Genomic DNA, 25195 nt, shown 5'->3' with positions numbered 1-25195 from the left:
GACCCGCCGCACTCGCGGCAGCAACACAGATCACCAAAGCATTGCATTACGACCCGATGAACTCCAGCAGGTCGCCGTTCACCTTGGCGGCCTCGACGGTGCACATGCCGTGCTGGCCACCCGGATAGACCTTCAGCGTGGCGTCCTTCACGATCTTCGCGGTCAGACGGCCGGATGCATCGATCGGCACGATCTGGTCGTCGTCGCCGTGCAGCACCAGGGTCGGCACGTCGATCTTCTTCAGGTCTTCCGTGTAATCGACTTCGGAGAACTGCTTGACGCAGTCGTAAAGCCCCTTGATCGAGCCGGCCATGCCCTGGACCCAGAACGAATCGATCACGCCTTGCGACACCTTCGCGCCCGGCCGGTTGTAGCCGTAAAACGGCAGCGCGAGATCCTTGAAAAACTGCGAGCGGTCGTCTTCCACGCCCTTGCGGATACCGTCGAACACATCCATTGGCGTGCCGTTCGGATTGCTCCCGGTCTTCAGCATCAACGGCGGCACCGCGCCGATCAGCACGGCCTTCGCGACGCGTTGCGTGCCATGGCGGCCGATGTAATGCGCGACTTCGCCGCCGCCCGTCGAATGGCCGACGAGCGTGGCGTCCTGCAGATCGAGGTGTTCGATCAGCGCCGCGAGATCGTCGGCGTAGGTGTCCATCTCGTTGCCGTCCCACGTCTGCTCCGAGCGGCCATGCCCGCGCCGGTCATGCGCGATCACGCGAAAGCCCTTGCTGCCGAGAAACAGCATCTGCGCGTCCCAGGCATCCGCGCTCAATGGCCAGCCGTGCGAAAAAACGACCGGGCGGCCCTTGCCCCAGTCCTTGTAGAAAATGCTCGTACCGTCTTTCGTCTTGATCGTGCTCATCTGCTGACTCCTTGTAGTTGAAGTCTGCCGTTGCCGGCAGGTGGATGAAGCGTAGCTTCTCGAAGCATTCGCGCGGCACGCGACATGAAGCCCATTCAGGCACCGCATGCGCTGCACCACATGTTGATGACGGATTCGCGACGCGCCGGGCCGTTCGGCCGGTACGTCGGCATGACTATTCGAAGCGGATAACGGGAAAAAATAGTGGAGTGGCTACACGGCGTGCACGCGTAAGGAGCATGCGCTCTTTTGAAAAACGCTGCCGTCTGGCTGACTGCATGGTATGAGCAAACGGGCTGATTGGCTAGCCGCCGCGCGCATGGAAAGTCGGTTCGGACGGAGCGATTGTCGGTTGATGACGAGCCGATCCCAATTGCCGAACATCGCCCTGCCGATTGAATCGCTATGCAGCGCCGTGGCTTGCGCAGGAAAACATCGGACTCGGATCAGACGCGTACGCGAACCCATCCCCGCGACAATGCTGCAGCGCGGTCGATTGCCGCAGTTGCACAGCCGAAGCGCGGAGGCGCCCGCCATGTGCCCCACAAGGCTGATCAGAGAAACTTGATATCCATCAACGGTTTGCCGTCCCAAAAAAGAAAATCGCCACAAAACAAGGTGGTTTTTTGACGCACGTCGCGTCGCAGCAAAAAAATCGACCATCCCCTACTCTTGCGCCATCTGCCCAGCGCAGTGCGCACCGACAACGGTCGACGCGCGTAGTCCGCCCTCGCGGACCCCACGCACTTCAAGCACGTCACGCTCATGAACTCCGCTCTATCGGCATTCGATCTCGCCCGCATCCAGTTTGCGTTCACCGTCTCGTTCCACATCGTGTTTCCGGCGCTCAGCATCGGCCTCGCCAGCTTCATCGCCGTGCTCGAATGGCGCTGGCTGAAAACCCGCAAGGCGTACTACAAAGACCTTTGCCTGTTCTGGTCGAAGATCTTCGCAGTGGCCTTCGGCATGGGCGTGGTTTCCGGCGTCGTGATGAGTTATCAGTTCGGCACCAACTGGTCGGGCTTCTCCAGTTTCGCCGGCCCCGTCACCGGCCCGCTGTTGATGTACGAAGTGATGACCGCATTCTTCCTCGAAGCGGGCTTCCTCGGCATCATGCTGTTCGGCTGGCAGCGCGTGAGTCCGCGCGCGCACTTCGGCGCCACGCTGATGGTGGCGATCGGCACGCTGATCTCCACCTTCTGGATTCTCGCCTCCAATAGCTGGATGCAAACGCCGCAAGGCTTCGAAGTCGTCAACGGCCGCGTGGTGCCGCTCGACTGGTTCAAGATCGTGTTCAACCCGTCGTTCCCGTACCGGCTCGCGCATATGGCGCTCGCCGCGTTCATTGTCGCCGCGCTAGTGGTGTCGGCGGTGGGCGCATGGCATCTGCTGCGCGGACGGCGCGATCCGGCCGTCAAGAAGATGTTCTCGATGGCGCTCTGGCTCCTCTTGATCCTGACGCCGATCCAGGCGTTCGTCGGCGATCAGCATGGGTTGAACACGCGCGAATATCAGCCCGCCAAGATCGCGGCGATCGAAGGTCTGTGGGAAACCGAAAAAGGCGGCACTGCGCTGAATCTGTTCGGCATTCCCGACATGCAGGCGGAAACCACGCGTTACGCCGTGTCGATTCCGCATCTGGGCAGCCTGATCCTCACGCATAGCTGGGACGGCGAAATTCGCGGCCTTAAAGAATTCCCGCCGCAGGACCGGCCGAACTCGACGGTGGTGTTCTGGAGCTTTCGCATCATGGCCGGCCTTGGCGTGCTGATGATCGTGATGTCGGTGGCCGCGTGGGTGCTGCGCCGCCGTGGACGCCTGTTCGAATCGAAGTGGTTCCAGCGCGTCGCCGTGGCAATGGGACCGACGGGCTTCATCACGTTGCTGGCCGGCTGGGTCACCACCGAAGCGGGCCGTCAACCGTGGGTCGTGTATGGCGTGATGCGCACCTCGCAGGCCGTGTCGCCGCTCACCACGCAGCAGGTCGGCATTTCGCTGATGACCTTCGTGGTCGTGTATTTCCTCGTGTTCGGCACCGGCGTGTACTACATGCTCAAGCTGATGCGCGCGGGTCCCGCGCTGCCCGGACACACGCCGCATGAAGCGCCGGCGCACTCACCGAACCAGACCGCGCGCCGCCCGCTTTCCGCCGCCGATCACATGATCGACGCCGCCTGAATCCACCCTGCTTCAGCAGCTACTTGCGATAGAGAAAGAACATGGACGTAACCGTAGTGTGGGCCGCGATCATCGCGCTGGGCCTTTTCATGTATGTGGTGCTGGACGGCTTCGATCTGGGCATCGGCATCGTCTTCCCGTTCTTCCCCGATGAGAAGGAACGCGACCTGATGATGAACACCGTCGCGCCGGTGTGGGACGGCAACGAAACCTGGCTGGTGCTCGGCGGCGCCGGATTGTTCGCCGTGTTTCCGGCGGTTTACTCGACCGTGCTGTCGGCGCTGTATCTGCCGCTGATCTTCATGCTCGTCTGTCTGATTTTTCGCGGCGTGTCGTTCGAGATTCGCGCCAAGGCCAATCGTACGAAGCATCTGTGGGACCTCGCGTTCATCGGCGGTTCGGCGGGCGCGACGTTCTTTCAGGGCATCGCGCTGGGCGCGTTCCTGCAAGGCATCCCCGTGATCGACGGCGCCTATGCCGGCGACGCCTTCGGCTGGCTCACGCCGTTCAGCCTGCTCACGGGCCTCGGACTCGTGGTCACGTACGCGCTGCTCGGCTGCTGCTGGCTGGTGGCGAAGACCGAAGGCGATCTGCAACGCCGCCTGCATCGCGTGGTCTGGCCGTTGACGGTCGTGCTGCTCGGCTTCGTCGCGATGGTCAGCCTGTGGACGCCGCTGCAGGATCCGAATATCGCGCAACGCTGGTTCCACGACGGCCTGTTCTACCGTCTGCTGCCGGTACCGTTCCTCGTGGCGGTCGCGGCATTCCTCATGCATCGCGCAGTGCGTGAGCGGCATCACAACACGCCGTTCGCGCTCGCGCTGCTGCTGGTGCTGCTCGGCTACGCGGGGCTGCTGGTGAGCTTGTGGCCGTATGCGATTCCGTCGAGCATGACGCTGTGGGAAGCGGCCGCGCCGCGTTCGAGCCAGATGTTCACGCTGGCCGGCGCAGCGGTGATTCTGCCGATCATCATCGCCTACACGACGATGGGTTATTGGGTATTTCGCGGCAAGGTGCGTCATGGCGACCAACATCACTATCACTAAGCAGACGAACTCCGGCGCGACGCACGGCGCATCGGCGGCGGCCGTGGCGCCGGCGCGCAAACTGCCGGGCTGGCTCTGGTTCATCGCGCTGTGGTGCTTCGGCGTGGGCTCGGCGATGTCGCTCGGATTCGCATTCAAGATTCTGATGAATGCGACGTTATTTGCAGTCAAATAGCGTGTGTTTCAGCGCGCTTCGATCCGGCGCGCATAACCTTCGGAATCCTGCATGGACGCCTTCAAAAAAGGGCGAATCGGCTCGTCTACCAAGCAAGCCGAAAACCTATGTGCGAGAGACCTGCCTTGGACATCATGCGGTGCATCGGAACAAACGGCGATTTAACAAATAAACTGGCAATTGGCGGCGTCCCGGCGGAAGTCCCCTCGAGGAACTCGCCGGAAGATGCGCCGCGCCACCGATCAGGCATATGATCGCGGGGTGGGCGGCAATGATGCGATTCACGAGGCTAGAAGTAAAACGAGACCCTATAACGGCGGTAGCCCACATCGGGCAGGCCCGACTCGCGGAGACATCATGAAGTTTCTTGTAGCCGACGACCATGAACTGATCCGGCAAGGCGTCAAAGGCATGCTGCGCGGCCTCGATCCCGACGCCCAGTTCGACGAAGCCGACAACTGGGAGACGCTTGCGCTGCTCGCGCGCCCCGACGCCGATCACGATCTCGCCATTGTCGATCTGCATATGCCGGGCATGAGCGGCGCTTCATCGCTCGAAGTGCTGTTGAAGGCGAATCCCGCGCTGCCGCTCGTGGTTCTCTCCGCCGAAGAATCGCCCGACGAAATGCGCGCGGTGCTGGCCGCCGGCGCGCTCGGTTTCGTGCCGAAGCGCCAGCCCGCCAGCGTCATGCTCAAGGCCATCGAGCTGGTGCTCTCAGGCGGCGCTTATGTGCCGATGGAAGCGCTCAGCCTGCTGGGCTCGCGCGATGCGCAAGCCGCGCCCGCGCGTGCCGAAGCGCTCGCCGAGCCGGCGCCGCAGCATGCGGCTCCGGTCGGTGCGCACGCCACCAGCCAGAGCGGCGGAGCCGCGCTTACCGAACCCCTTACGCAGCAGATCCAGGCACTTCAGCCGCACCAGCAGCATCTGCTGGAGAATCTGTCGCCGCGTCAGCAGGACATCATGCGGCTCGTGCATCGCGGCTGGACCAACAAGATGATCGCGCGCGACCTGGGCGTCGCGGAAGGTACGGTAAAGGTGCATTTGTCGGTGATCTTCCGGGCGCTCGGTGTGCATAACCGGTCGACGGCGATCGCCGTCATCAATGGCTGGCTGGAAGCCGGGAAAACTCTGTAGCGCGAGAACGGCGACCGGCGGCGTGCGCGACGCTCTGTCGATCGGGCGCGACTTTACTCTTGCGGTTCGCCTGTCTTTTTTGCTGCGCGCCTCTCCATCTCCGGTGCGCCTGCTCCTTCCCTATTCGCCTCTACTTCTGCGCTTCGCTTTGCGACTGGGCGCTTTGAGTCAGAGCGCTTTGCGGCTGGCTCTTCGATCCCATTCTCGCGTCCCCTTGCAGCGCGCTCCCAGCAGCGGCCATCGCACCGCTCATCACCCGCCCGCCCGCTTCATTTCCCACTACGTTTCCCGCTTGACCCACCCGTAATGCCAGCGCTGCGGCCGCCCGCCCCTTGTCCAGCTCGGCCTGCTGCCACAGCATCTCCAGCGTGCGCCGCAAGCGCGCCGGCGTGACCGGTTTATGAAGCACGGGAATCCCCTGCAAGGCGAGCGCCGCCAGTTCGGCCGACGCCATGTCGCCCGTGATCAGCAGCGTCACCACGTTGTCGTGCCCCGCGCGCGCGAGCACGTTGCGTACGGCCGTGAGCGCCTGCGCGCCGGTACGGTGGTTCGCCAACTGGTAGTCGCACAGCACGGCATCCGGCACGAAGCCGCCTTCGAGCGCCGCGAGCGCATTGGCCTCGTCGCGCGCGCCGAGCACGGTGCAACCCCAACGGCCCAGCAGACTCACAAGGCCTTCGAGAATGGACGGATCGTCGTCGATACACAGCACGTGCCGCCCCTTCGCCGACGGACCGCCGGCCACGGCTTCGTTCAGGCTCGCCACGACGCCGCCGGGGTCGCCCGCCTGCACCGGAAAACGGAACACCGAACCGCGGCCCGGCGCCGAACGCAGTTGCAACTCGCCGCCGAGCATCTCGACCAGCCGCTTGACCGTCGGCAAGCCCAGGCCGTGCCCCTGGCGCGCGTCGCGTTGCGGATTGGCGACCTGATAGAACTCCTCGAAGATGCGCGCGTGCTCTTCCGCGGGAATACCGATGCCCGAGTCGCGCACTTCGATAAAGCCGCCCGTCTGCCGCCCCGCGCGGCGCAAGCCCAACCAGATCGCGCCGTCCTCGGTATAACGCACCGCGTTCGACAGCAGATTGCTCAGCACCCGTTCGAGCAGCACCGGGTCGTCGTGCACCACCATCGCAGTCGGCGCGATGCGCAGCGCCAGCCCTTTGGCGGCCGCCTGCGGACGGTACTGGCTGCCGACCCGCTCGAACAGTTCGGACAGCCGGAAATGCAGCCGGATCACCTGGGTCACGCCGCTTTCGAGCCGCGCCAGATCGAGCACCTGGTTGAACAACTGGTTCAGCGCCTCGACGTTGTAGACGATGTGCTCGGCGGTTTTCGCGTGCTGCACGGGCGTCGCCGCCGTGTCGTTCAGCGAGGCGGCGAGCAAGCCGATCGCATGCAGCGGCTGACGCAAGTCATGGCTGGCGGCCGCGAAAAAGCGCGTCTTGGCGAGGCTCGCCTCTTCGGCCACCCGTTTTTGCGCGGCCAGCGACTCCGCCAGATACTGCTGATCGACGCGCGCCTGCACGACCTGCTGGAACAGCTTGCGGTAACTCAGCGCGTAGACGTTGATCGCGCAAAAGAAAAACGCGAGGACGATGGCAAGCAGCGTGCGGTCGAACGTATGCGTGCCGAAATGCATGACGATCGAGGGAAACAGCAGAAACGGAATCGAGGTCGAGAAATTCAGCAGGTCGAAGCCATTCGACATGAACACGCCGGCGGCCAGCGTAACGAGCATGACCGTGTGCAGCAGCGGCAGGTCCGACTGCGGGCTCTGGAACGCGAACCACACGGCGATGCCCGGCCCGCTGTAGAGCAGCATGCCGCGTACCGCGTGAAGAATGATCCAGCCGCGCGGCGAGACGAGTTGCGGGTAACGGCGGTTGACGACCCACAGCGCGAGACTGGCGCAATTGGCCGCGGCATAGAAACCGAAGCACGCGACGAACAGCGGCGGCGACGGTATGTTCGGCCAGTAGATCGACACCAGCACCGCGATCGAAAACCAGTGCGAAAAGAAAGCGATCGGATCTTGCGCGTACAGCACGCGCACCAGGTCTTCGTCGATGGCACGCTGGATCGGGTCGGCCCGCATCACGCGGTCTCCTCGGACTCGGCAAATTCGGTTATGTGGATCGGAAGCGCGGCGACGCAAGCGGCGCGAACCGCATCGGACACTTCGGATACGGCGTGGCTCTACGTCTGCGATGCAACTGCGTAGCCGCAGTGCGATGCAATTTTCCAGTGCAAGCCCGTTTTACTTCAGACGAATAAGATGCACTTTGCCGGATGGTTTACCCGGCAGTTTACCCATCAGCTACCACTTAATCCATATAGGCGAAGCCGCCGCTGGAAACCATACTGGCTTCACATTCCAGCGCGGCCTTAAAGCTTCAACATCCACACCCCGCCTGTAGTTCAGGCTCACCGCGCTCCTTGCCTTTCCCCTTATGGAGGTTTTCATGGGCGCAGTTCCGAGCCACGAGTTCGTCCGCAATCTCGACGATGCAATCCTGCCGGATTTGTGGCGCCGGCGTACCCGGTTGTCCGGCGACGAAATGGTGTCGATGGTCGAGCTGGTCAAGCGGGCTTTGCGGACCTATCACCCGCTCGAACTGCAGGCGCTCGGCGAGGACAAGGAAGAACTGGTCGCCCAGTTCATCTACGCCAAGGTGCTGCGTCTCGCGCCGGGCCATACCGAAACTAACGCCTGCGCCGACAGCGCGCCGTCCAACGGCTACGCATTGTGCGCGTATTTCCGCCGCTACCTGATCGACTGTCTGCGCAGCGCCGGCCATCAGCGCAACGTATCGATGGAAAACGACGGCATGGCCCAGGAAATCGATCTGCACGCGCAGGCGCTGGAAGATCCGGTGGAAAGCGTGCTGCTGCAATACGGCCTCGACGAACAGCGCGTGCGGTGCTCGGCGCGCGCCTTTATCGAAAGCCTCGACGAACCGGAGCGGATCGTGCTGGCCGGCAGTCTCGGCTGGTGCTCGGAAGGCAAAGGCGGTTTGTCGGCAGTCGCAGCGCAGCATCGTGTGCCCTCGTATCACTATCGCGCCGTCAAGCTCGGCGTCACCATGAAGAAGACGGCTGGCGCCGAGGATTTTTCGAATACCAAGATCGGCCGCTGGCTCACGGACGTGCTCGGCATCGAAATCGAGGTCGACAATCGCCCGGCGATTCTGCTTGCGCTGAACCTGCTCGCCGCCGAATCGAGCGACAGCGAAATGAATGAAGCGGCCGCGTAATAGCACGCGGCCGTGCGCCCGCGGCGCCTCGGCACCCTCTCACGACGTCCCGTACGCGGCACGGCCGGCCCGCGCGCCACATACGATGCGCCTTTTTTTGTGAGCGCGCACCGCCTAGGATAAAAAAGCTGTCGCCGCACGCCGTCTTGCTTCCGAAGTCCTGGTTGCCTTTCCCCGCATTCCATTCCAGACGAGGTGGTCGTGATGAACCGCTTATCGAGCGTCGTGACTGCAATCCAAGCGCATTACGACGTGGTTGTGGTGGGTTCCGGCTATGGCGGCGGAATCGCCGCAAGCCGTATGGCGCGCGCCGGGCGGCGCGTGTGCGTGCTCGAACGCGGGCGCGAGTTCATGGCCGGCGAATTTCCCCGCACGCCGTTTCAGGGCGCCGAAGAAGTGCAATACAACACGGCGCTGGCGCATATCGGCTCGCCGCTGGCGTTGCTCGAGGTGCATGTGAACGACGATGTGAACGCCGTAGTCGGTTGCGGTCTCGGCGGCACCTCGCTGATCAACGCGAACGTCGCGCTCGAAGCCGACCCGCGCCTGTGGGACGACCCGCGCTGGCCGGCCGCATTGCGCGCCGACAAGGCTGGACGCGACAAAGGGTACGCGTCCGCGCGAGCGATGCTGCAACCGTCGCCGGTGCCGCAGAGCTATCCGACGCTGCCGAAATTGCAGGCACTCGAAAGATCGGCGCAGGCGCTCGGCATGGAAGACCAGTTCTCGCGTCCGGAGATCACCGTCACCTTCGAGGACCGCACGAATGCCGCGGGCGTCGAGCAGAAGGCTTGCGTCGGCTGCGGCGACTGCAATTCCGGCTGCAATTACGACGCCAAGAATTCGACGCATATGAACTATCTGCCCGACGCCGTCGCGCACGGCGCGCAGATTTTCACGGGGACCGCCGTCCATTCGGTGTTGCGCGACGCGGCCACGGGGAAATGGATCGTGGGTTACCAGTTGGTGAGCCTCGGCCGCGAAAGCTTCGGCGCGCCGGATCTGTTCGTGAGCGCCGATATCGTCATCGTATCGGCCGGCACGGTCGGTTCGACCGCCTTGCTGCTGCGCTCGCGCAAGCAGGGCTTGAGCGTCTCCAACATGCTCGGCAAACACTTCACCGGCAATGGCGACGTGCTCGCCTTCGCCTACAACACCGAGCCGGTGATCAACGGCGTCGGCTGGGGCGCGCATGAAAAAGGCGAGATTCCTCCGGTCGGGCCGACGATTACCGGCCTCATCGATCATCGCAAGACTCCCAACGTCAGAGACGGCTACGTGATCGAAGAAGGCTCGCTCGCCGGTCCGGTGGGCGCGGCGCTGGTCGGCCTGCTCGGCGCCGCCGCGCCGCTTGAAGGCGTGGATGTCGCGCCACGTTCTTTCGAGGAACATTTTGCTTACGACGCCCGCGTGGTGACCAGTTTTCTGCGCGGCCCGTATCACGGCGCGCTGCATCACACGCAAAGCTACCTCGTCATGGCGCATGACGACGAAAGCGGCGAGATCGACGTGGACGGCAGGGGCCAGCCGCGCATCGTATGGGAGAACGCCGGCAAGCAGCCGATCTTCCAGGCGGTCGAAGAGGTCCTCAAGCAGGCGACCGTGCCGCTCGGCGGCAAATACATGCGCAATCCGATTTCCACCGATATTCTCGGCAACCGCACCGTCACCGTGCATCCGCTCGGCGGCTGCGGCATGGGCGAAGATGCGGAGCATGGCGTGGTCGATCACATGGGCCGTGTGTTCAGCGGCGCCACGGGCAACGCGGTACACGACGGCCTGTACGTGATGGACGGCGCCGTCATGCCGATGTCGCTCGGCGTCAATCCGCTGCTGACGATTTCCGCGCTGGCCGAACGCAATTGCGAGTTGCTGCTCGCCACGCATCCGCTAAACGCCGCGCCGGCGGAAAGCGCGGCCGCAACGCCGAACCTGCCGCCTCCGCCGACGCCGCAGGCCGCGTCCTCGTCGTTGACGCCTTCGTCGCCGCAGAAGATCGGCCTGCATTTCACCGAAACGATGGTCGGCACCTACACGCCGAACGTTGCAGGCGAAGCGGCCACGAGCCCGATGGAATTCACGCTGACCGTCGAATCGGAAGACCTCGCCGATATGATCAGCAATCCGCAGCATCTGGCGCAAACGGCCGGCACGCTGACCTGCCCCGCGCTCTCGGCGCAGCCGATGACGATCTCCAACGGCACCTTCAACCTGTTCGTGGTCAACGAGTCGGACGTGGACGAGCGCAACATGAATTACCGCATGACGCTCAACGCCACCGAAGGCAAAACGTACTTCCTGAGCGGCAAGAAGATCATCACGCGCACTTCGCCGATCAATCTGTGGGAGCAGACCAACACGCTGTATGCGGAAGTCCGCGAGTCGGCGCAAGCCGATGCGCCGCTGCTCGGCAAGGCGACGCTGATCATCACGCCGGAAAACTTCCTCAAGCAGCAGCGCACGCTCGAAGTGACCCACGCGCCCGATCTGAAGACGCGTCTCGAATGGACCCTGAAGTTCGGCAAGTTTTTCGCGGGCGTGCTGTTCACCGAATATGGCGGCGTGGCCGCACCCTTGCAATATTTCGATCCGAAAGCGGAGCCGCGCGTGAAGCGCGCGTTGCGCGCGCCGGCGCCGCAAATCGTCTTCTTCGATACGCCCGACGGCACGAGGCTCAGGCTCACGCGCTATCACGACCCCGCGCGCAAAGCGGCGCGTCCGGTGCTGCTGATTCACGGCTCGGGCGTATCGAGCCGCATCTACTCCACCGACCTGATCGCGACCAACATGGTCGAGTATCTGTTCGCCGCGGGCTACGACGTGTGGCTCGTGGATCTGCGCGTCAGCATCGAAATGCCGAGCGTGTTCGTGCCGACCAACGTCGACAAGGTGGCGCGCGAGGACATTCCGTCCGCGGTCGCCAGGATCCGCGAATTGACCGGCGTGCCGGAGATTCAGGCGCTCGGACACTGCATGGGCGGCGTGGCGCTGACCATGTCGCTGCTGTATGGACTCGAGGGCGTGCGCTCGGTGTTCATTTCACAGGTGTCGGCGCATCCGGTGCCGGGCACGCTGGAGAAGATCAAGGCCGGCCTGCATATTCCCGACTTCATGGAACATCTCGGCCTGCTGGACGTCACCGCCTATACGGAACACAAGTCGTGGCCGCAGAACCTGCTCGACGAAGCGCTGAAGTTCTACCCGCTCAATCACAAGGAAGGTTGCGGCAATCCGATCTGCCATCGCGCGACCTTCCTGTATGGCCTGCTGTATGAACACGAGCAGTTGAACCAGACGCTTCACTCGAACCTGCAGGAAATTCTCGGCGTGCACGACGTCGGCGTATTCAAGCATCTGGCCGCGATGGTGAGAGCAGGCAAAGTGGTCGATGCCGAAGGCAAAGATGTCTACCTGACCGGTGCGGACGGCATGAAAGGACTGGAAGGCATGCGCCGGCCGATCGGGTTCATCCACGGCGATAAAAACGAAACCTATCTGCCGATCAGCACGCAACTCACCTACGACATGCTGGTCAAGCACTTCCCCGAGCAGCCCTATGAGCGGACGATCATTCCCGGCTATGGACACATCGATTGCATCTTCGGGAAGAATGCCGCTGTTGATGTCTATCCGGTGATCGTGAAGTATCTGGACGCGCATTGACGTAGCGCGTCCGCGGCATCGGGAGGGCGCGCGCAAGCCGCGGTCAGATCGACCGGGCTGGATTCCGTCGCCGCGCATTGAAGCTCGTGGCGGCGTAGCGCGCTCAGAACAGCTTGCCCGGATTCAGAATGCCGTGCGGGTCCAACGCATGTTTGATCGCGGCCATCGCCGCCAACTCGGCCGATGAGCGCGAGATCGGCAAGAATTCGCGCTTGAGCAGACCAATGCCGTGTTCCGCCGACACCGAACCGTGCAGCGGTCCGAGCATGTCATAGACAAACGCGTACACCGCATGATGATCGACGCCGGGAATCGAATGGCCATCCACGGTGACATGCAGGTTCGAATCGCCGATATGCCCGAAGAAATACGACGCGTTGCCCGGCCAGCGCTGATCGAGCGCTGCACGGCAATGGTCCACGAAGATGCCTATCTCGCCGATCGGCAGGCTCACGTCGAAGTTGATCGCGTCGAGCCGCATCGGAAACTCCGCGGTGCATTCGCGAATCGCCCATAGCGCGCGCACGTCGGCCACCGACTGCGCGATCACGGCGTCGCGGATCGCGCCCGCGTCGAGCGCTTCGGTTAGCGCGGCGGAGAAACGCTCGCCGTCGTCGGCCGCGTCGAAGCTCGCGTGTTCGATCAGTGCATAGAGCGGATGCGCGTCGGCGAACGGCGAACGCGTGCAGGTCAACTTCACGCCGAAGTCGTAGAAGTCCGGCCACATGATTTCGAACGCGCCGATATCGTTGCCGAAGCGCGTCGTCAAACGGCGCAGCAGATTCACGGCGGCGTCGTAGCCGTCGAGCGCGACCAGCGCGGTATGACGCGCGGCGCGCTGCGGATGCAGCCGCAACACCGCGCGCGTGATCACGCCGAGCGTACCCTCCGAGCCGATGAACCAATGCTTCAGGTCATAGCCGGTATTGTTCTTGACCATCTTGCCGAGCGACGTGAGCACGTCGCCATTGGCCAGCACGACTTCGAGACCGAGCACCTGATCGCGCGCGGTGCCCGATTGGATCACACGGTTGCCGCCCGCATTGGTCGCGAGATTGCCGCCGATCTGGCAAGACCCGCGCGCGCCGAGATCGAGCGCGAGTTCGAAGCCGGCCTCAGCGGCGGCTTCCTGGGCGGATTGCAACGTGGTGCCCGCGCGCACGGTCAGCGTGGCCGATGCACTATCCACTTCCTCGATACCGGCTAGCCGTTCGAGCGACAACGCAATATCCGTGGCGCGCGCAATCGCGCCGCCCGCGAGGCCGGTCATGCCGCCTTGCGGCACCACCGGCTGATGCGCCGCGTGGCAGATAGCGAGCGCGCGCGAGACCTCTTCCGTGGTGCGCGGCAGCAGCAAGGCGGCGGGTCGCGTCGGTTCGTGACGCGTCCAGTCGGTCATGGCACGTTCGCCGATCTGCTCGCCCACGCGTACGCTGTCTTCACCGAGTGCGGCGCGCAATGCGTCGAGTGTCGCCGAAAGCGGTGCGACTTGATTCGCCGTGCTGTTGTCTGTCATGCAGTGGTTCCTTGCGCGCCTTCAGCGGCGCGTTTCTTCCGATAGCCCATCGAGTCGTTGATACGCCCGAGGATATAGTCGCCCGCGGCGACCGGCTGATACTTGAGATCGGCGTCACTCGTACCAAGATCACGCGGATCGACTAGCGCGCCGTAGGTAGGATCATAAAACGTCGCGATCGAATAGCGCTCGCGTCCCGACGCATTGATCACGCGATGCAAGGTGGAGCGGAAGCGGTCGTTGGTCCAGCGCGCGAGCAGATCGCCGACGTTGACCACGAAGCTGCCCTCCACCGGCGGCGCCTCCACCCACGTATCGTTGGCGATTTCGCGCACCTGCAGGCCGCCCACCTGATCCTGCCACAACAGCGTGATGCAGCCGTAGTCGGTATGCGGCGCGACGCCAAACTGATCGTCGTCCGATTGGGGCGGCTGCGGCGGATAGTAGACCATCTGCGTGCGCTGCATCCGCTTCGTGTAGCGCGGCGCGAAGAAGTGTTCGTCGACGCCGAGGCTCACCGCCACCGCGCGCAATAGATCGGCGCCGCATGCGGCCACCGCCTCGTAATAGCCATACAGCGCGGGACGCAACTCCGGCATGAAGTCCGGCCAGTTGTTCGGCCCGCGCAGCGCCTGGCCGGCGAGCACGTCGGGGTCGTCCTCTGGCAATTCGAGGCCGATGCTGAAGAACTCCTTGTAGTCGGGACGCTTGGCCTGATACATGGTCGCGTCGCCGAGCGCGTTGAAACCGCGATGCCGCTGATTGACCGCCGCGCGCCGCTTGGTCTCCACCGGAAACGCGAAGAAGCGTCGCGCGGCTTGCGCGGCGGCATCGATCGAATCTTGCGGCACGCCGTGATTGACGATGTAGAAGAAGCCGATCGTCGTGCACGCTTCGCGGATTTCCTGCGCCACGCGCTGCAACGCCTGCGGGTCGCCCGCGCGAACTCCGGCGAGATCGATGATCGGAATGCGGGTCACGGGCATTGAGCTGCTCCTGAAGATGCCGCTTGATCGGCCGAATCGGCTGATGAAAGCGGCGGTTCAATCGTCGGCGGGAAGAGGCATTCCCGCCTCGTGCATTGCAGTTGTATATACCGCCAAAAGCACACCCGCAAGTTGCTTCGCAGCGCTTCGCATAAGGGCTTTTCTCTACTCGCGTGTTTATTTATTTCGCGCGAAAACTGCGGTATATACTGCCTCGCATGACTCGCGCCGAGTTCGCACCGGACTCGTTTTCATGCACCACTTTCGCGCGACACCGCTTTGCCAACCGGAGAATCTCATGAGCATCCTTGCAGGCTGGAAGTGTCGTATGGTCATGCTGGCGTTGTGCGCGGCAAGCGTCACCGCCCACGCGGAAGACCAGCTCGCCAAAGTGAAGAAAGCCGGCGAACTGGTGGTCGGCACCGAGATGCAGTTCGCGCCCTTCGACTTCCTCGAAAACGGTCAGCAGGCCGGCTTCAACAAGGACCTGTTTGCCGAAGTCGGCAAGGAAATGGGCGTGAAGGTGCGCTTTATCGACTTGCCGTGGCCGAGCGTGCTGCCCGGTCTTGAAGCCGGCAAGTTCGACATGGTGGGCGGGCCGCTGACCGTCACCAAGGCGCGCATGGAGCGCTACACGTACACGCTGCCCGTCGCGGACGCCACCGACGCGCTGCTCAAACGCGCGAACGATTCGTCCGTCAAGCAATCGTCGGATATCGTGGGCAAGACGGTCGGCGCGGGCAAGGGCTCAGCGCAACTCGACCAGTTGAAGGCCTATGTGGCCACGCTGCCGAAGCCGCCTGAAATCCGCGAATACGTCGACAACAATCAGGCCTACGCCGACCTCGCTGCCGGCCGCATCGCGGCGGTCGCGAACTCCATGACCAACATAGCGTACGTGGCCAAGCAGCGCCCGGAAACCTTCGCCGTGGTGCAGCCGCCATTCGGCGCGAAGGTGTACTTCGCCTACTGCCTGCGTAAAGAAGCGGACAGCAAGCCGCTCGCCGATGCCTTTAACGCCGCGCTCGTGAAAATGCATAACGACGGACGTCTCGCCACGTTGCAGAAAAAATGGTTCGGCGTCGCGATGGACGCGCCGACCACCATGCCCACGCCGAACTATTGATCGGCGCTCCGATCTCGATGCACATGTCCTGATGCACGCGATGCGGCCATTGCAACGGCCCGCATCGCCTCCCCGTTCCAGCGAGTGCGACGCTTATGTTCAGCACGACCGTTTTCCTCCAGGGCTTGCCGCTGCTGCTGCATGCGGCGCTCGCTACCATCGGCATTTCGCTGGCGGGTCTCCTGATCGGCTTTTTCGTCGCGATCGGCGTGTGCGCGGCGCGGCTCTCGCCGAACCACGCGGCGCGCATGTTCGGCGGCGCCTATGTGTTCTTCTTTCGCGGCGTGCCGATGCTGGTGCAACTGCTGCTCGTGTATTACCTGTTGCCGTTCGCGGGCATCAACGTGTCGCCGATCGTGGCGGCGCTTAGTGCCGTGTCGCTGTGTTCAGCCTCATATATCGCCGAGATTCTGCGCGGCGGTTTTCTCAGCGTTCCGCCGGGGCATCTCGAAGCCGCGCGCATGCTCGGGCTTTCGCCGTTCGACATGCTGCGCCGCATTCTCGTGCCGCAAGCGTTCCGGTTGACACTGCCCTCGCTCGTCAATGAAATGGTGCTGCTCATCAAGGCTTCGTCGCTGATCTCGGTGGTGGGCGTGGCCGAGTTGACGCGCACCGCGCAGAACATTGCGGCCAGCACCTATCGGCCGCTCGAAGCGTACGTCGCGGCCGGGCTGATCTACTTCGTGATCTGCGGCGCGCTCGCGCTCGTCGCGCACGCCGCCGAATACCGCTTGCAGCACGCCTGAGTTCGACATCGACACCACGCCATGCAAAAGCTCGATCCCACCGTCATCACCCACAACCTGCAGCCGATCGCCGCGGGCCTCGCCACGACGCTCGGCACGTGGGCCGCGGGTGTCGCGATCGGCATCCTGATCGGCTTTCTGATTGCGGTGCTGCAACTCTTTTGCGGACGCTGGGTGCGCGGCGTGTTGCGCTTTTATATCGAACTGTTTCGCGGCACGCCGTTTCTCGTGCAACTCTTTCTGCTGTACTACGGCGGCCCGTCTTTCGGCCTCACGCTCGAACCGATGACCGCCGGCGTGCTCGGCCTGGGCCTTTATGGCAGCGCGTATTTCGCCGAAGCCTTTCGCTCCGGTTTTCAATCCGTGCCGCCGGGTCATCTCGAAGCGGCTTCGTGTCTCGGCCTCACGCGCTGGCAAGCGGTGTTGCGCATTCAGGTGCCGCAAATGCTCGTCCTGATCGTGCCCGCGCTGACCAATCTGATCATCGTATTGAGCAAGGAAACAGCTGTGTTGTCGATTGTCACCGTACCCGAGCTCACGTTCGTGCTGACTGGCATCGGCTCGGCCACTTTTGCTTTCGTCGAAACGCTGCTGGTACTGTGCGTGTGCTATCTGGCGCTGGTCGAACTGACTTCGCGCGCGGGCATGTGGGCCGAAACCCGCATCGCACGCTTCATGGCATGAACGGAAAGAGGACTCTCTTATGAACGCTATCGCCGACATGCCCTCCTCCGCGTCCTCCGCTACGGTCGGGTCATCCTCCGGCGCGCCGCTGGTCGAAGTGCGCGATCTGCGCAAACGCTTCGGCGAAGTCGAGGTGCTGCGCGGCGTCGATCTCGAGATCGCGCGCTCGGAAGTGGTGTGCATCATCGGGCCATCGGGCTCGGGCAAGAGCACGTTGCTGCGTTGCCTCGCCGCGCTCGAAACCTACGATCAGGGCGATGTGCGCATCGAAGGCGAACTGCTCGGCTACAGCGAGCGCAACGGCAAACGCGTGCGCGCGTCGCAAAGCGAAATCAACCGCGTGCGGCGCAACGTCGGCATGGTGTTTCAGCAGTTCAATCTATGGCCGCATATGACGGCGCTCGGCAACGTGATGGAATCGCTGCTGCGCGTGCGGCATCTGTCACGCGACGAAGCGCGCCGCCGCGCCAACGCGATGCTCGAAACCGTCGGCCTCGCGCACAAGGGCGACGCCTATCCGGCCAAGCTCTCGGGCGGCCAGCAGCAGCGCGTGGCGATTGCGCGAGCGCTCGCCATGGAACCGCACATCATGCTGTTCGACGAGCCGACTTCGGCGCTCGATCCTGAACTGGTCGGCGAAGTGCTGCAAGTGATGAAGCAGCTCGCGCGCGACGGCATGACGATGGCGGTCGTCACACACGAAATGGGCTTCGCCGCGCAGGTCGCGGACAAAGTCATGTTCATCGATCAAGGCCGGATCGCCGTGCAAGGCAAACCACGCGATGTCTTTCACGACGCGGGACAGCCACGCTTGCGGCAGTTCCTGCAAAACTACTTCGACCGCAACGCGTTCTGGACGCGCGGTCCCGACGACGCACAGCCGCTATGAGCACGCGCCGCCGGCTTCTTCCTGCCTCACGCGGACACTGACGCAAGGGCCGCCAATGTCCTCCACCGTCCGCAGCCGCGCTCACGACAAGCCGCTTTCCGCATCGGCGCTGAAAGCCGCGCGCGCCGTGGCCGACGCGCCGGCCGCGCGCTACGAACAGGTCAAGAGCCATATCCGGCAGATCATCGAATCGGGCGAACGCCGCGCGGGCGACCGTCTGCCGTCGGAACTCGATCTGGTCGCGACACTTGGCGTATCGCGCATGACGGTCAATCGCGCGCTGCGTGAACTGGCCGAAGAAGGACTCGTGACGCGCGTCTCGGGCGTCGGCACGTTCGTCGCGCAAAGCAAGCCGCAATCCACGCTGCTGATGATCGCCCATATCGGCGACGAGATCCGCTCACGGGGCCATGAATATCGCTGCGATACGGTTCTCTCGCAACGCGAAACGGCGTCGGTGATGGTGTCGAACGCGCTAGGACTCGCGCCGGGCGCTTCGGTGTTTCATGTGATTTGCGTGCATCGCGAGAACGGCTTGCCGGTGCAGCTCGAGGATCGCTATGTGAATCCGGCCATCGCGCCGGATTTTCTGCTGCAGGATTTTTCGGCGATGCGGCCGTCGGAATATCTGTTCGAGATCGTGCCGGCGCACGACGTCGAGCACGTGGTCGACGCCGGCCTGCCTACGCGCACCGAAGCGGAACTGCTTGAAATTCGCGCGGAGGAACCCTGCCTCACGCTGATGCGCCGCACGTGGACGAGCGGCGTGGCGGTCACGTTCGCGCGGTTCGTGCACCCTGGGTCGCGCTACCGGCTAGGTTGCCGCTTCTCACCGGAATCGTCGCAACGCCAGGGTTGAAAACGCGCGGGTGTTGAACCGCGCTACACGTTCCCCGCAAGATGGAAGCGCGACGCCGGATGCCACAACTGCACCGACGTCGCCACATCGTCGCCCACCCACGTGCGGCGCCAGAGTTGCAGGCACGGCTCGCCGATATCCATCAGCAGATGCCGGCGCACATAGGCGTCGGGCTTCTGCGCATAGATGCGAAACTCGGCGCGCTGAATCGGCGCGAGCCGCACCATGTAGTGATTCGGCGTTTCGATCGTGAAATCCTGGTTCAGATAATCGGGGAACACCTTCGGGTTGACGTAGCGGTCCTCGTACTGGATCGGCTCGCCCTCCTCGCTGTGCACGATGCACGAATGAAAGGCCGGGCCGCTGGCGATACCGAGCGCTTCGAGCGCCTGCGGGTCGTCGCTCGGCTCGAGCGTCAGCACGCGTGCCGAATGGCGATGGCCGCGCGCGGCGATTTCGTCGGCGATATTGCGGATTTCCAGCACCGTCGATTCATAACGCTGCGGCGCGACGAACGTGCCGGAACCTTGCACGCGCGTGAGCACGCGCTCGGTGGTCAATTCGCGCAGCGCACGCGACACGGTCATGCGCGCGACGCCGAATTCCTTGACCAGTTCCGTTTCGGACGGGATCAACCCGCCGGGCTTCCAGTCGCCTTCGGTGATGCGCCTGATCACGTAGCGTTTGATCTGCTCATACGCAGGCATGGCTTTCGCCGGTGTCTCCTGGCTGCGATCAGGGCGGTCCTGCATCTCCGCGGTTCGCGTGCTTGTAGTTGTGTTCACTCCGACCTCGTGGGTGATACGCCGGTTGTACCTGGTTGGTACACCTTGGCCGGCTTGCCGGCGGATAGCCCGCTCACCGGCGGCGTCTGCGTCATGCCATGTGCGCGGCAGCCTGCGCGTCGTTGACAGCGATGCCTGCGGCTGCGCGCACGTGGCCCGCGGCCGCCAGATTCGCGAGCGTGGCAGGCGCCGCCAGGGCCGCGCCGTCGGCGGACGTGAGCGGCCGAGGGCCAATCTTACCAGGGTTCGGCAACGGCGGCGGCGCCTCGTCGGCGATCATACGAAAGGCGATGCTCATGTCGTCCGCAAGTGGACGGTCGTCGCGATAGGTCGGCACGACGCGGCGCACGCGTTGCCACAGCGCGCCGGTGTGCGGCGCGCGTGGCGCGTCGATACTTTGCAGGTCGTAGGCTTGCGCCGCCGCCAGCAATTCGATCGCGACGATGCGTCCGGCGTTGTCGATGATTTCCAGCGCCTTCAGCGCGGCGGGCGTCGCGTGGCACAGGTGATCTTCCTGCAAGGCCGAGGTGATGCCGCCGTCGAGACTTGCGGGCAGCGCGAGCCGCCGGTTCTGCGCGACCAGCGAGGCCGCCGTGTACTGCGCGATCATGAAGCCGGAACAGGTACCGCCCGGCTCGGCGAGAAACGCCGGCAGGCCGCTCACCAGCGGATTGACGAGACGGTCGAGGCGCCGCTCGGCCATCGCGGCGACTTGCGCGATCGCGGTAGCGAGGCTGTCCATGGCCAGCGCGATCGAGGCGCCCACCGCGTGCGCCTGCGAATACACGCGCGGCTCTTCCGGCGTGCCGGCGACGATCGGGTTGTCGGTAATCGATGCGAGTTCGCGATTGACCACGTCGGCAGTCGCGGTGAGCACGTCGCGCGCGGCGCCGTGAACGTGCGGAATGGTCCGCATGCTCAGCGGGTCCTGCGTGCGTTGACCGACCACCGCAGCGAGAATGCCGCTGTCGGCCAGCGCGGCGCGCATGCGCCCGCCGACCAGATTCAGGCCCGGCGAGATACGCAAGGCCAGCGAATCTTCGTCGAAAGCCGCAAGCTGGCCGCGCAGATTCTCGAAGCTCATCGAGGCGACCATATCGGTCCAGTCGAGCAGGCGTTCGGCACGCGCGAGAGCCAACGCGGCAAGGCCTGTGACGCACGGCGTGCCGTTGACGAGACTCAGCCCTTCCTTGGCTTCGAGCACGAGCGGTTCGAGCCCGAGGCGTTGCAGCGCGTCGCGTCCTGTGAGCCGCTCGCCGCGCAAGCGCGCATAGCCTTCACCGATACAGACGAGCGCGATATGCGCCATATGACTCAGATAACCGACCGAACCGAACGCCGGCACTTCCGGCAGGCAATCCGCGTTGAGCAGCGCCACCAGCTGATCCGCGACTTCGAGGCGAATCCCCGAGTGTCCGTGCGCGAAGTTGTTGACGGCCGCGGCCATGACCGCGCGCGTTTCGGCGGCGCCGAGCGGCGCGCCGACGCCGACCGCGTGGCTCATCAGAATGTTGCGCGACAACGTGCGCTGCTCGCCCGGCGAGACGATGACGTCGCACAACGCGCCGACGCCAGTATTCACGCCATAGGCGCGAATCCCGCGCTCGACGATCTGTTCGACGAGTACACGCGCCGCGGCGATGCGCGCACGGGCGTCGGCGGAAAGCTCGAGCGGCTCACCGGCGGCAACCGCTGCCACCTGAGCCCAGTCGAGAGGAGGATTGGAACGGATCACGGCCATATGAACGCTCTGCTAGGTGAATTACCTGGTGATGCTGATTAGTTGGTGGTGCGATCCTGGTGGCTCGACACGAATTGCCGGAAACGGTCCGACTTGCATTCGACGAACACTTCGTCGGGCGTGCCGTCGGCTTCCACTTGCCCTTGATGCAGGAACATCACGCGATTCGATACATGGCGCGCGAAACCCATTTCGTGCGTGACCACCAGCATGGTGCGGCCCTCTTCGGCCAACGAGCGCATCACGCGCAGCACTTCGCCCACCAGTTCGGGATCGAGCGCCGAGGTCGGCTCGTCGAACAGCATCACTTTCGGATGCATGGCCAATGCGCGCGCAATCGCCACGCGTTGTTGCTGGCCACCCGACAGATGCGCCGGATAGTGGCCGCGCTTTTCCGCGAGACCGACTTTCGCCAGCAGCGCTTCCGCCTCTTCCAGCGATTCGGCGCGGCTGCGCTTTTGCACGCGCATCGGCCCTTCGATCAGATTTTCCAGCACCGTCATGTGCGACCAGAGATTGAAGTTCTGGAACACCATGCCGAGTTGCGAGCGCACCCGGTCCACCTGGCGGCGGTCGCTCGGTTGCAGTTTGCCGTCGCCGCGGCGCTTCATTTTCAGCTCTTCGCCGGCGAGCGAGACCGAGCCGTCATCAGGCGTTTCGAGCAGGTTCAGGCAGCGCAGGAACGTGCTCTTGCCCGAACCGCTCGCGCCGAGAATCGAGATCACGTCGCCTTGATGGGCGTCGAGCGAAATGCCTTTGAGCACATGGTGATCGCCGAACGATTTGTGAATGTTCTTGACCGACAGTGCAACGGGTGCCGTAGCGTTCATGGGATTCTCCAGATTCATCCAGGATGGGCGGCCGTTCAAGGCGCGGCGCGGCGTGCTTCGGTGGTGGTCGAAACCGGGCGGTTCGCCGCGGCCTGCGGACGCGCCGCGCGCAGATGGTGCGACAGACGCGTTTCGAGCATGCCGAGCAGCCGCACGATGACGAAATTCAGGAATAGATAGATCAGCGCGGCGCAGATGAAGACTTCCGTCGTGCGATAGGTTTGCTGAATGATCTGCTGCGCGACGCCGGTCACTTCCCACACGGTGACGAGACTCGCGAGCGCCGTCGATTTGACGAGCAGCACCGCTTCAGTCGAATACGCCGGCAAACACTGGCGCAAGGCGATCGGGCCGATCACGCGGCGCAGCAGCGCGAAACCCGACAGGCCGATCGAATAACCGGCTTCGATCTGACCGACCGGCACGGCCATCAAGCCGCCGCGAATGATCTCGGCGGTATAGCCGGCCGTGCACAGCGCGAGCGACAACACCGCGCACATGTAGGGCTCGCGCAGCACCGGCCACAGGAAGCTCTCGCGGATCACGCCGAACTGGCCCATGCCGTAGTACACGAGGAACATCTGGATCAGCAGCGGCGAGCCGCGGAACACGAGGATATAAGCGCGCGCGAAGCGATTCGGCAGCCAGTGCGGCGACACGCGCATCGTGACGATGACGAGCGAAAGCAGGCCGCCGAGAATCAGCGAGCAGAAGAACAGGCCGAGCGTGGTCGGCACGGCCGCGAGCAGTTGCTTGAGCGTGTCGAACAGAAAGTCGAAGTCGAAATGCATGATGGCCGCCCTCGTCAGTTACGCGCGAAGTTGCGCTTGAAGGACCGGCCCACGTGCGCTTCGGCACGGTTGAAGACGCGGTTCGAGATGCTGGTCATGAGCAGATAGAGCGCGCCGCCCACGACGAAGAACGTGAAGTACTGATGCGTGGAACCCGCCGCCACCTGGCTCGTGCGCAGCAATTCGGCGAGCCCCGTCACGGAGATCAGCGCCGAGTCCTTCAGGCTCAGTTGCCAGACGTTACCGATGCCGGGCAACGCGAAACGCAGCACTTGCGGAATCAGGATGCGGCGTGCCATGGTCAGCGTCGGCATGCCGATCGAGCGCGCGGCTTCGAGTTCGCCGCGCGACACCGCCAGCACCGCCGAGCGGTACACCTCGGCCTGGTAGGCGCCTGAAATCATGCCCACGGCCAGCGCGCCGACCACGAACGGCGGCACGCCGACGAAGCCTTCCGCGCCGAACAGCTGGCCGACGGTCGTAACCAGCGTCGAGCCGCCGAAATAGAACAGATAGATGACGAGCAGTTCAGGCACGCCGCGAAACACGGTGGTGTAGATATCGCCGATCACGCGCAGCGTACGAAAACGCGACAGCTTGGCGGCCGCCACCAGCGCGCCGAACACGGCGCCGACCGCGAGCGCCGCGAGCGTGAGCGCCACCGTCATCAACGCCGCGAGCAGCAATACGCCGCCCCAGCCTTCCGGCCCGAAGCCGAGCATCTGTATCAGAGCCATTTCCTACCTCTTATCCGTTACGGCGGATCGAACCGGCCGGCGCGTGCGGCTCTTTCGCCATGCGCACCTGCCGTTGCCTCTCGACGTGTTGACGAATCAAGGCGTGACGTCGGTCTTGAACCACTTGGCGGAGAGCTTCTTGACGGTGCCGTCGGCGAGCGCGGCGCTGATCGCGGTGTCGAACTTCGCTTTCAGGTCGGCGTCCTGCTTGCGGAACGCGAGGCCTTCGCCCGGGCCCCAGATCGGGCCGCCGATCTTCGGGCCGGCCATCACGATCGACGCGGTTTCTTTCTTGTCGATGTTGGCGGCGTAGTAGGTCACGTCGTCGAACGAGGCGTCGATGCGGCCGTTGGCCAGATCCAGATCGCGCTCGGGCGAGGTCTTGTAGACGCGGATCGTGGCGATGTCCTTGAAGCCGTCATTGATGAACTTGGTATAGACCGTGCCCGACTGGATGCCGATGGTCTTGCCCTTGAGCTGCTTGCGCAAAGCGTCGACGGTCGGCTGGTCGGCCTTCGGGTCGCCGGACAGCTTGACGACACCGGCGCCCGGCGCGGCCTTGGGCAGCACTTTCGCATCGGTCACGGCGAACGTGGCGGGCGTGGCGGCGTACGGCTTCGAGAAGGCGATGATCTTTTCACGCTCCGGCGTGATCGAGATCGCGTCCATCAGGACGTCGAACTTGCCTGCTTGCAAACCGGGAATCATGCCGTCCCAGTCTTGCGCCACGAGATTGCATTGCAGCTTGATGCGCTCGCACAGGTTGGCGACCAGTTCGGGTTCGAAGCCGCCCAGCTTGCCGCCCGGCAAGGTCAGATTCCACGGCGCGTAGCCGCCTTCGAGCGCGATCGTCACCGTCTTCCAGTCTTTGGCCTGCACCGGTGCCGCGAAAATCGCCGCAGCGCCGAGAACGGCGCCGATCAATGTTTTTGCTGCCGTCGTGCGCTTCACTTTCACGTCGAAACTCCTTTGATTGAGGACACCATCGAACCGGATGTTTAATCGCTGCTTAATTTGTATAGACAAGTCTGCATGAGTCAAAAAGCGGTCGCAAGAGAATTTGCGAGAAATTGGCGGAATCATCGGGTAAGCCCCTAGTCGATGCAGCGCAGCGCGGCTTTGCGGGGAGTTCTTAATGCGTGAAGGAGGCATGGAGCGCCTCGCAGCTCGGGCGAGCGCAATCT

The 25195-nt window shown here is 63.8% G+C and carries 21 protein-coding genes; 11 read left to right on the top strand and 10 right to left on the bottom strand.

From position 1 onward, the window contains the following. Window positions 1-46: 46 nt before the first annotated feature. Entirely contained in the window at window positions 47-868 is an 822-nt protein-coding gene (locus PQR54_RS35785) for an alpha/beta fold hydrolase (RefSeq protein ID WP_408254156.1), read from the bottom strand. A 765-nt stretch (window positions 869-1633) separates the two neighbouring features. On the opposite strand from PQR54_RS35785, the gene PQR54_RS35780 reads away from it, so the two are divergent. The 4 genes from PQR54_RS35780 to PQR54_RS35765 all read left to right on the top strand — a co-directional run bounded on the left by PQR54_RS35780 (window position 1634) and on the right by PQR54_RS35765 (window position 5401). Continuing rightward, complete coding sequence (locus tag PQR54_RS35780; protein WP_408254154.1) at window positions 1634-3046, top strand: cytochrome ubiquinol oxidase subunit I; 1413 nt, start codon at window positions 1634-1636, stop codon at window positions 3044-3046. Between the two features lie 41 nt (window positions 3047-3087). Further along, window positions 3088-4092: a cytochrome d ubiquinol oxidase subunit II gene (gene cydB / locus PQR54_RS35775; RefSeq protein ID WP_116121287.1), complete on the top strand. Its 1005-nt coding sequence runs from the start codon at window positions 3088-3090 to the stop codon at window positions 4090-4092. Further along, window positions 4067-4267, top strand: coding sequence for a hypothetical protein (locus tag PQR54_RS35770; RefSeq protein WP_408254152.1), 201 nt, complete (start codon window positions 4067-4069; stop codon window positions 4265-4267). Before cydB ends, PQR54_RS35770 begins: the two co-directional genes overlap by 26 nt. Window positions 4268-4624: 357 nt before the next feature. Further along, entirely contained in the window at window positions 4625-5401 is a 777-nt protein-coding gene (locus PQR54_RS35765) for a response regulator (RefSeq protein WP_408254149.1), read from the top strand. A gap of 130 nt (window positions 5402-5531) precedes the next feature. On the opposite strand, the gene PQR54_RS35760 is transcribed toward PQR54_RS35765, so the two are convergent. Next, on the bottom strand, window positions 5532-7499 hold the full coding sequence (locus PQR54_RS35760; RefSeq protein ID WP_408254261.1) for an ATP-binding response regulator: 1968 nt from the start codon (window positions 7497-7499) through the stop codon (window positions 5532-5534). A gap of 367 nt (window positions 7500-7866) precedes the next feature. On the opposite strand from PQR54_RS35760, the gene PQR54_RS35755 reads away from it, so the two are divergent. Together PQR54_RS35755 and PQR54_RS35750 are read left to right on the top strand one after the other, a co-directional pair. Then, on the top strand, window positions 7867-8658 hold the full coding sequence (locus PQR54_RS35755; protein ID WP_408254148.1) for a hypothetical protein: 792 nt from the start codon (window positions 7867-7869) through the stop codon (window positions 8656-8658). 204 nt (window positions 8659-8862) lie between these two features. Beyond that, a complete protein-coding gene (locus tag PQR54_RS35750) occupies window positions 8863-12321 on the top strand; it encodes an alpha/beta fold hydrolase (RefSeq protein ID WP_408254146.1) in 3459 nt (1152 codons plus the stop codon). A 103-nt stretch (window positions 12322-12424) separates the two neighbouring features. Here the strand turns inward: PQR54_RS35750 and PQR54_RS35745 are convergent, their stop codons facing one another. Together PQR54_RS35745 and PQR54_RS35740 are read right to left on the bottom strand one after the other, a co-directional pair. Then, entirely contained in the window at window positions 12425-13837 is a 1413-nt protein-coding gene (locus PQR54_RS35745) for an FAD-binding oxidoreductase (protein WP_408254143.1), read from the bottom strand. After that, window positions 13834-14823, bottom strand: a complete 990-nt coding sequence (locus tag PQR54_RS35740) for an isopenicillin N synthase family dioxygenase (protein ID WP_408254141.1) — start codon at window positions 14821-14823, stop codon at window positions 13834-13836. Before PQR54_RS35740 ends, PQR54_RS35745 begins: the two co-directional genes overlap by 4 nt. Before the next feature lie 298 nt (window positions 14824-15121). Here PQR54_RS35740 and PQR54_RS35735 point away from each other — a divergent pair, with 298 nt between their 5' ends. From PQR54_RS35735 to hutC (PQR54_RS35715), 5 genes are all read left to right on the top strand, one after another. Further along, window positions 15122-15949, top strand: coding sequence for a transporter substrate-binding domain-containing protein (locus PQR54_RS35735; protein ID WP_408254138.1), 828 nt, complete (start codon window positions 15122-15124; stop codon window positions 15947-15949). 95 nt (window positions 15950-16044) lie between these two features. Further along, entirely contained in the window at window positions 16045-16695 is a 651-nt protein-coding gene (locus PQR54_RS35730) for an amino acid ABC transporter permease (protein ID WP_408254135.1), read from the top strand. Window positions 16696-16716: 21 nt separating this feature from the next. Beyond that, complete coding sequence (locus PQR54_RS35725; protein WP_054040254.1) at window positions 16717-17379, top strand: amino acid ABC transporter permease; 663 nt, start codon at window positions 16717-16719, stop codon at window positions 17377-17379. 19 nt (window positions 17380-17398) lie between these two features. Continuing rightward, complete coding sequence (locus tag PQR54_RS35720) at window positions 17399-18268, top strand: amino acid ABC transporter ATP-binding protein (RefSeq protein ID WP_408254132.1); 870 nt, start codon at window positions 17399-17401, stop codon at window positions 18266-18268. A 55-nt stretch (window positions 18269-18323) separates the two neighbouring features. Next, on the top strand, window positions 18324-19127 hold the full coding sequence (gene hutC, locus PQR54_RS35715) for a histidine utilization transcriptional repressor HutC (RefSeq protein WP_408254129.1): 804 nt from the start codon (window positions 18324-18326) through the stop codon (window positions 19125-19127). 23 nt (window positions 19128-19150) lie between these two features. Here the strand turns inward: hutC (PQR54_RS35715) and hutC (PQR54_RS35710) are convergent, their stop codons facing one another. From hutC (PQR54_RS35710) to PQR54_RS35685, 6 genes are all read right to left on the bottom strand, one after another. Further along, window positions 19151-19879 (bottom strand): histidine utilization transcriptional repressor HutC, encoded by a 729-nt coding sequence (gene hutC / locus PQR54_RS35710; RefSeq protein ID WP_408254259.1) that lies wholly within the window; start codon window positions 19877-19879, stop codon window positions 19151-19153. 124 nt (window positions 19880-20003) lie between these two features. Continuing rightward, window positions 20004-21653 carry an HAL/PAL/TAL family ammonia-lyase gene (locus PQR54_RS35705; RefSeq protein WP_408254126.1) on the bottom strand — a complete coding sequence of 550 codons (1650 nt, stop codon included), beginning with the start codon at window positions 21651-21653 and terminating at the stop codon, window positions 20004-20006. A 38-nt stretch (window positions 21654-21691) separates the two neighbouring features. Beyond that, window positions 21692-22483 (bottom strand): ABC transporter ATP-binding protein, encoded by a 792-nt coding sequence (locus PQR54_RS35700; RefSeq protein ID WP_408254123.1) that lies wholly within the window; start codon window positions 22481-22483, stop codon window positions 21692-21694. Window positions 22484-22518: 35 nt separating this feature from the next. Beyond that, window positions 22519-23274 carry an ABC transporter permease gene (locus PQR54_RS35695; protein ID WP_408254120.1) on the bottom strand — a complete coding sequence of 252 codons (756 nt, stop codon included), beginning with the start codon at window positions 23272-23274 and terminating at the stop codon, window positions 22519-22521. 14 nt (window positions 23275-23288) lie between these two features. Further along, the gene (locus PQR54_RS35690) at window positions 23289-24011 is read right to left on the bottom strand and encodes an ABC transporter permease (protein WP_106311831.1); all 723 of its coding nucleotides are present in this window, start codon (window positions 24009-24011) and stop codon (window positions 23289-23291) included. Window positions 24012-24107: 96 nt separating this feature from the next. Continuing rightward, window positions 24108-24968 (bottom strand): transporter substrate-binding domain-containing protein, encoded by an 861-nt coding sequence (locus PQR54_RS35685; RefSeq protein ID WP_408254117.1) that lies wholly within the window; start codon window positions 24966-24968, stop codon window positions 24108-24110. Between the last annotated feature and the right edge of the window lie 227 nt (window positions 24969-25195).

Source organism: Paraburkholderia phytofirmans, from assembly GCF_046028095.1.
GTDB classification, from domain to species: domain Bacteria; phylum Pseudomonadota; class Gammaproteobacteria; order Burkholderiales; family Burkholderiaceae; genus Paraburkholderia; species Paraburkholderia phytofirmans_A.
Note: the sequence above shows the minus strand (reverse complement) of the source record. Positions and strands in the feature narration are given on the sequence as shown.

Bases quoted from the DNA above. Each gene is read 5' to 3' on its own strand.
- PQR54_RS35785 (WP_408254156.1), bottom strand. From the start codon at position 868: ATGAGCACGATCAAGACGAAAGACGGTACGAGCATTTTCTACAAGGAC.
- PQR54_RS35780 (WP_408254154.1), top strand. From the start codon at position 1,634: ATGAACTCCGCTCTATCGGCATTCGATCTCGCCCGCATCCAGTTTGCG.
- cydB (WP_116121287.1), top strand. From the start codon at position 3,088: ATGGACGTAACCGTAGTGTGGGCCGCGATCATCGCGCTGGGCCTTTTC.
- PQR54_RS35770 (WP_408254152.1), top strand. From the start codon at position 4,067: ATGGCGACCAACATCACTATCACTAAGCAGACGAACTCCGGCGCGACG.
- PQR54_RS35765 (WP_408254149.1), top strand. From the start codon at position 4,625: ATGAAGTTTCTTGTAGCCGACGACCATGAACTGATCCGGCAAGGCGTC.
- PQR54_RS35760 (WP_408254261.1), bottom strand. From the start codon at position 7,499: ATGCGGGCCGACCCGATCCAGCGTGCCATCGACGAAGACCTGGTGCGC.
- PQR54_RS35755 (WP_408254148.1), top strand. From the start codon at position 7,867: ATGGGCGCAGTTCCGAGCCACGAGTTCGTCCGCAATCTCGACGATGCA.
- PQR54_RS35750 (WP_408254146.1), top strand. From the start codon at position 8,863: ATGAACCGCTTATCGAGCGTCGTGACTGCAATCCAAGCGCATTACGAC.
- PQR54_RS35745 (WP_408254143.1), bottom strand. From the start codon at position 13,837: ATGACAGACAACAGCACGGCGAATCAAGTCGCACCGCTTTCGGCGACA.
- PQR54_RS35740 (WP_408254141.1), bottom strand. From the start codon at position 14,823: ATGCCCGTGACCCGCATTCCGATCATCGATCTCGCCGGAGTTCGCGCG.
- PQR54_RS35735 (WP_408254138.1), top strand. From the start codon at position 15,122: ATGAGCATCCTTGCAGGCTGGAAGTGTCGTATGGTCATGCTGGCGTTG.
- PQR54_RS35730 (WP_408254135.1), top strand. From the start codon at position 16,045: ATGTTCAGCACGACCGTTTTCCTCCAGGGCTTGCCGCTGCTGCTGCAT.
- PQR54_RS35725 (WP_054040254.1), top strand. From the start codon at position 16,717: ATGCAAAAGCTCGATCCCACCGTCATCACCCACAACCTGCAGCCGATC.
- PQR54_RS35720 (WP_408254132.1), top strand. From the start codon at position 17,399: ATGAACGCTATCGCCGACATGCCCTCCTCCGCGTCCTCCGCTACGGTC.
- hutC (WP_408254129.1), top strand. From the start codon at position 18,324: ATGTCCTCCACCGTCCGCAGCCGCGCTCACGACAAGCCGCTTTCCGCA.
- hutC (WP_408254259.1), bottom strand. From the start codon at position 19,879: ATGCAGGACCGCCCTGATCGCAGCCAGGAGACACCGGCGAAAGCCATG.
- PQR54_RS35705 (WP_408254126.1), bottom strand. From the start codon at position 21,653: ATGGCCGTGATCCGTTCCAATCCTCCTCTCGACTGGGCTCAGGTGGCA.
- PQR54_RS35700 (WP_408254123.1), bottom strand. From the start codon at position 22,483: ATGAACGCTACGGCACCCGTTGCACTGTCGGTCAAGAACATTCACAAA.
- PQR54_RS35695 (WP_408254120.1), bottom strand. From the start codon at position 23,274: ATGCATTTCGACTTCGACTTTCTGTTCGACACGCTCAAGCAACTGCTC.
- PQR54_RS35690 (WP_106311831.1), bottom strand. From the start codon at position 24,011: ATGGCTCTGATACAGATGCTCGGCTTCGGGCCGGAAGGCTGGGGCGGC.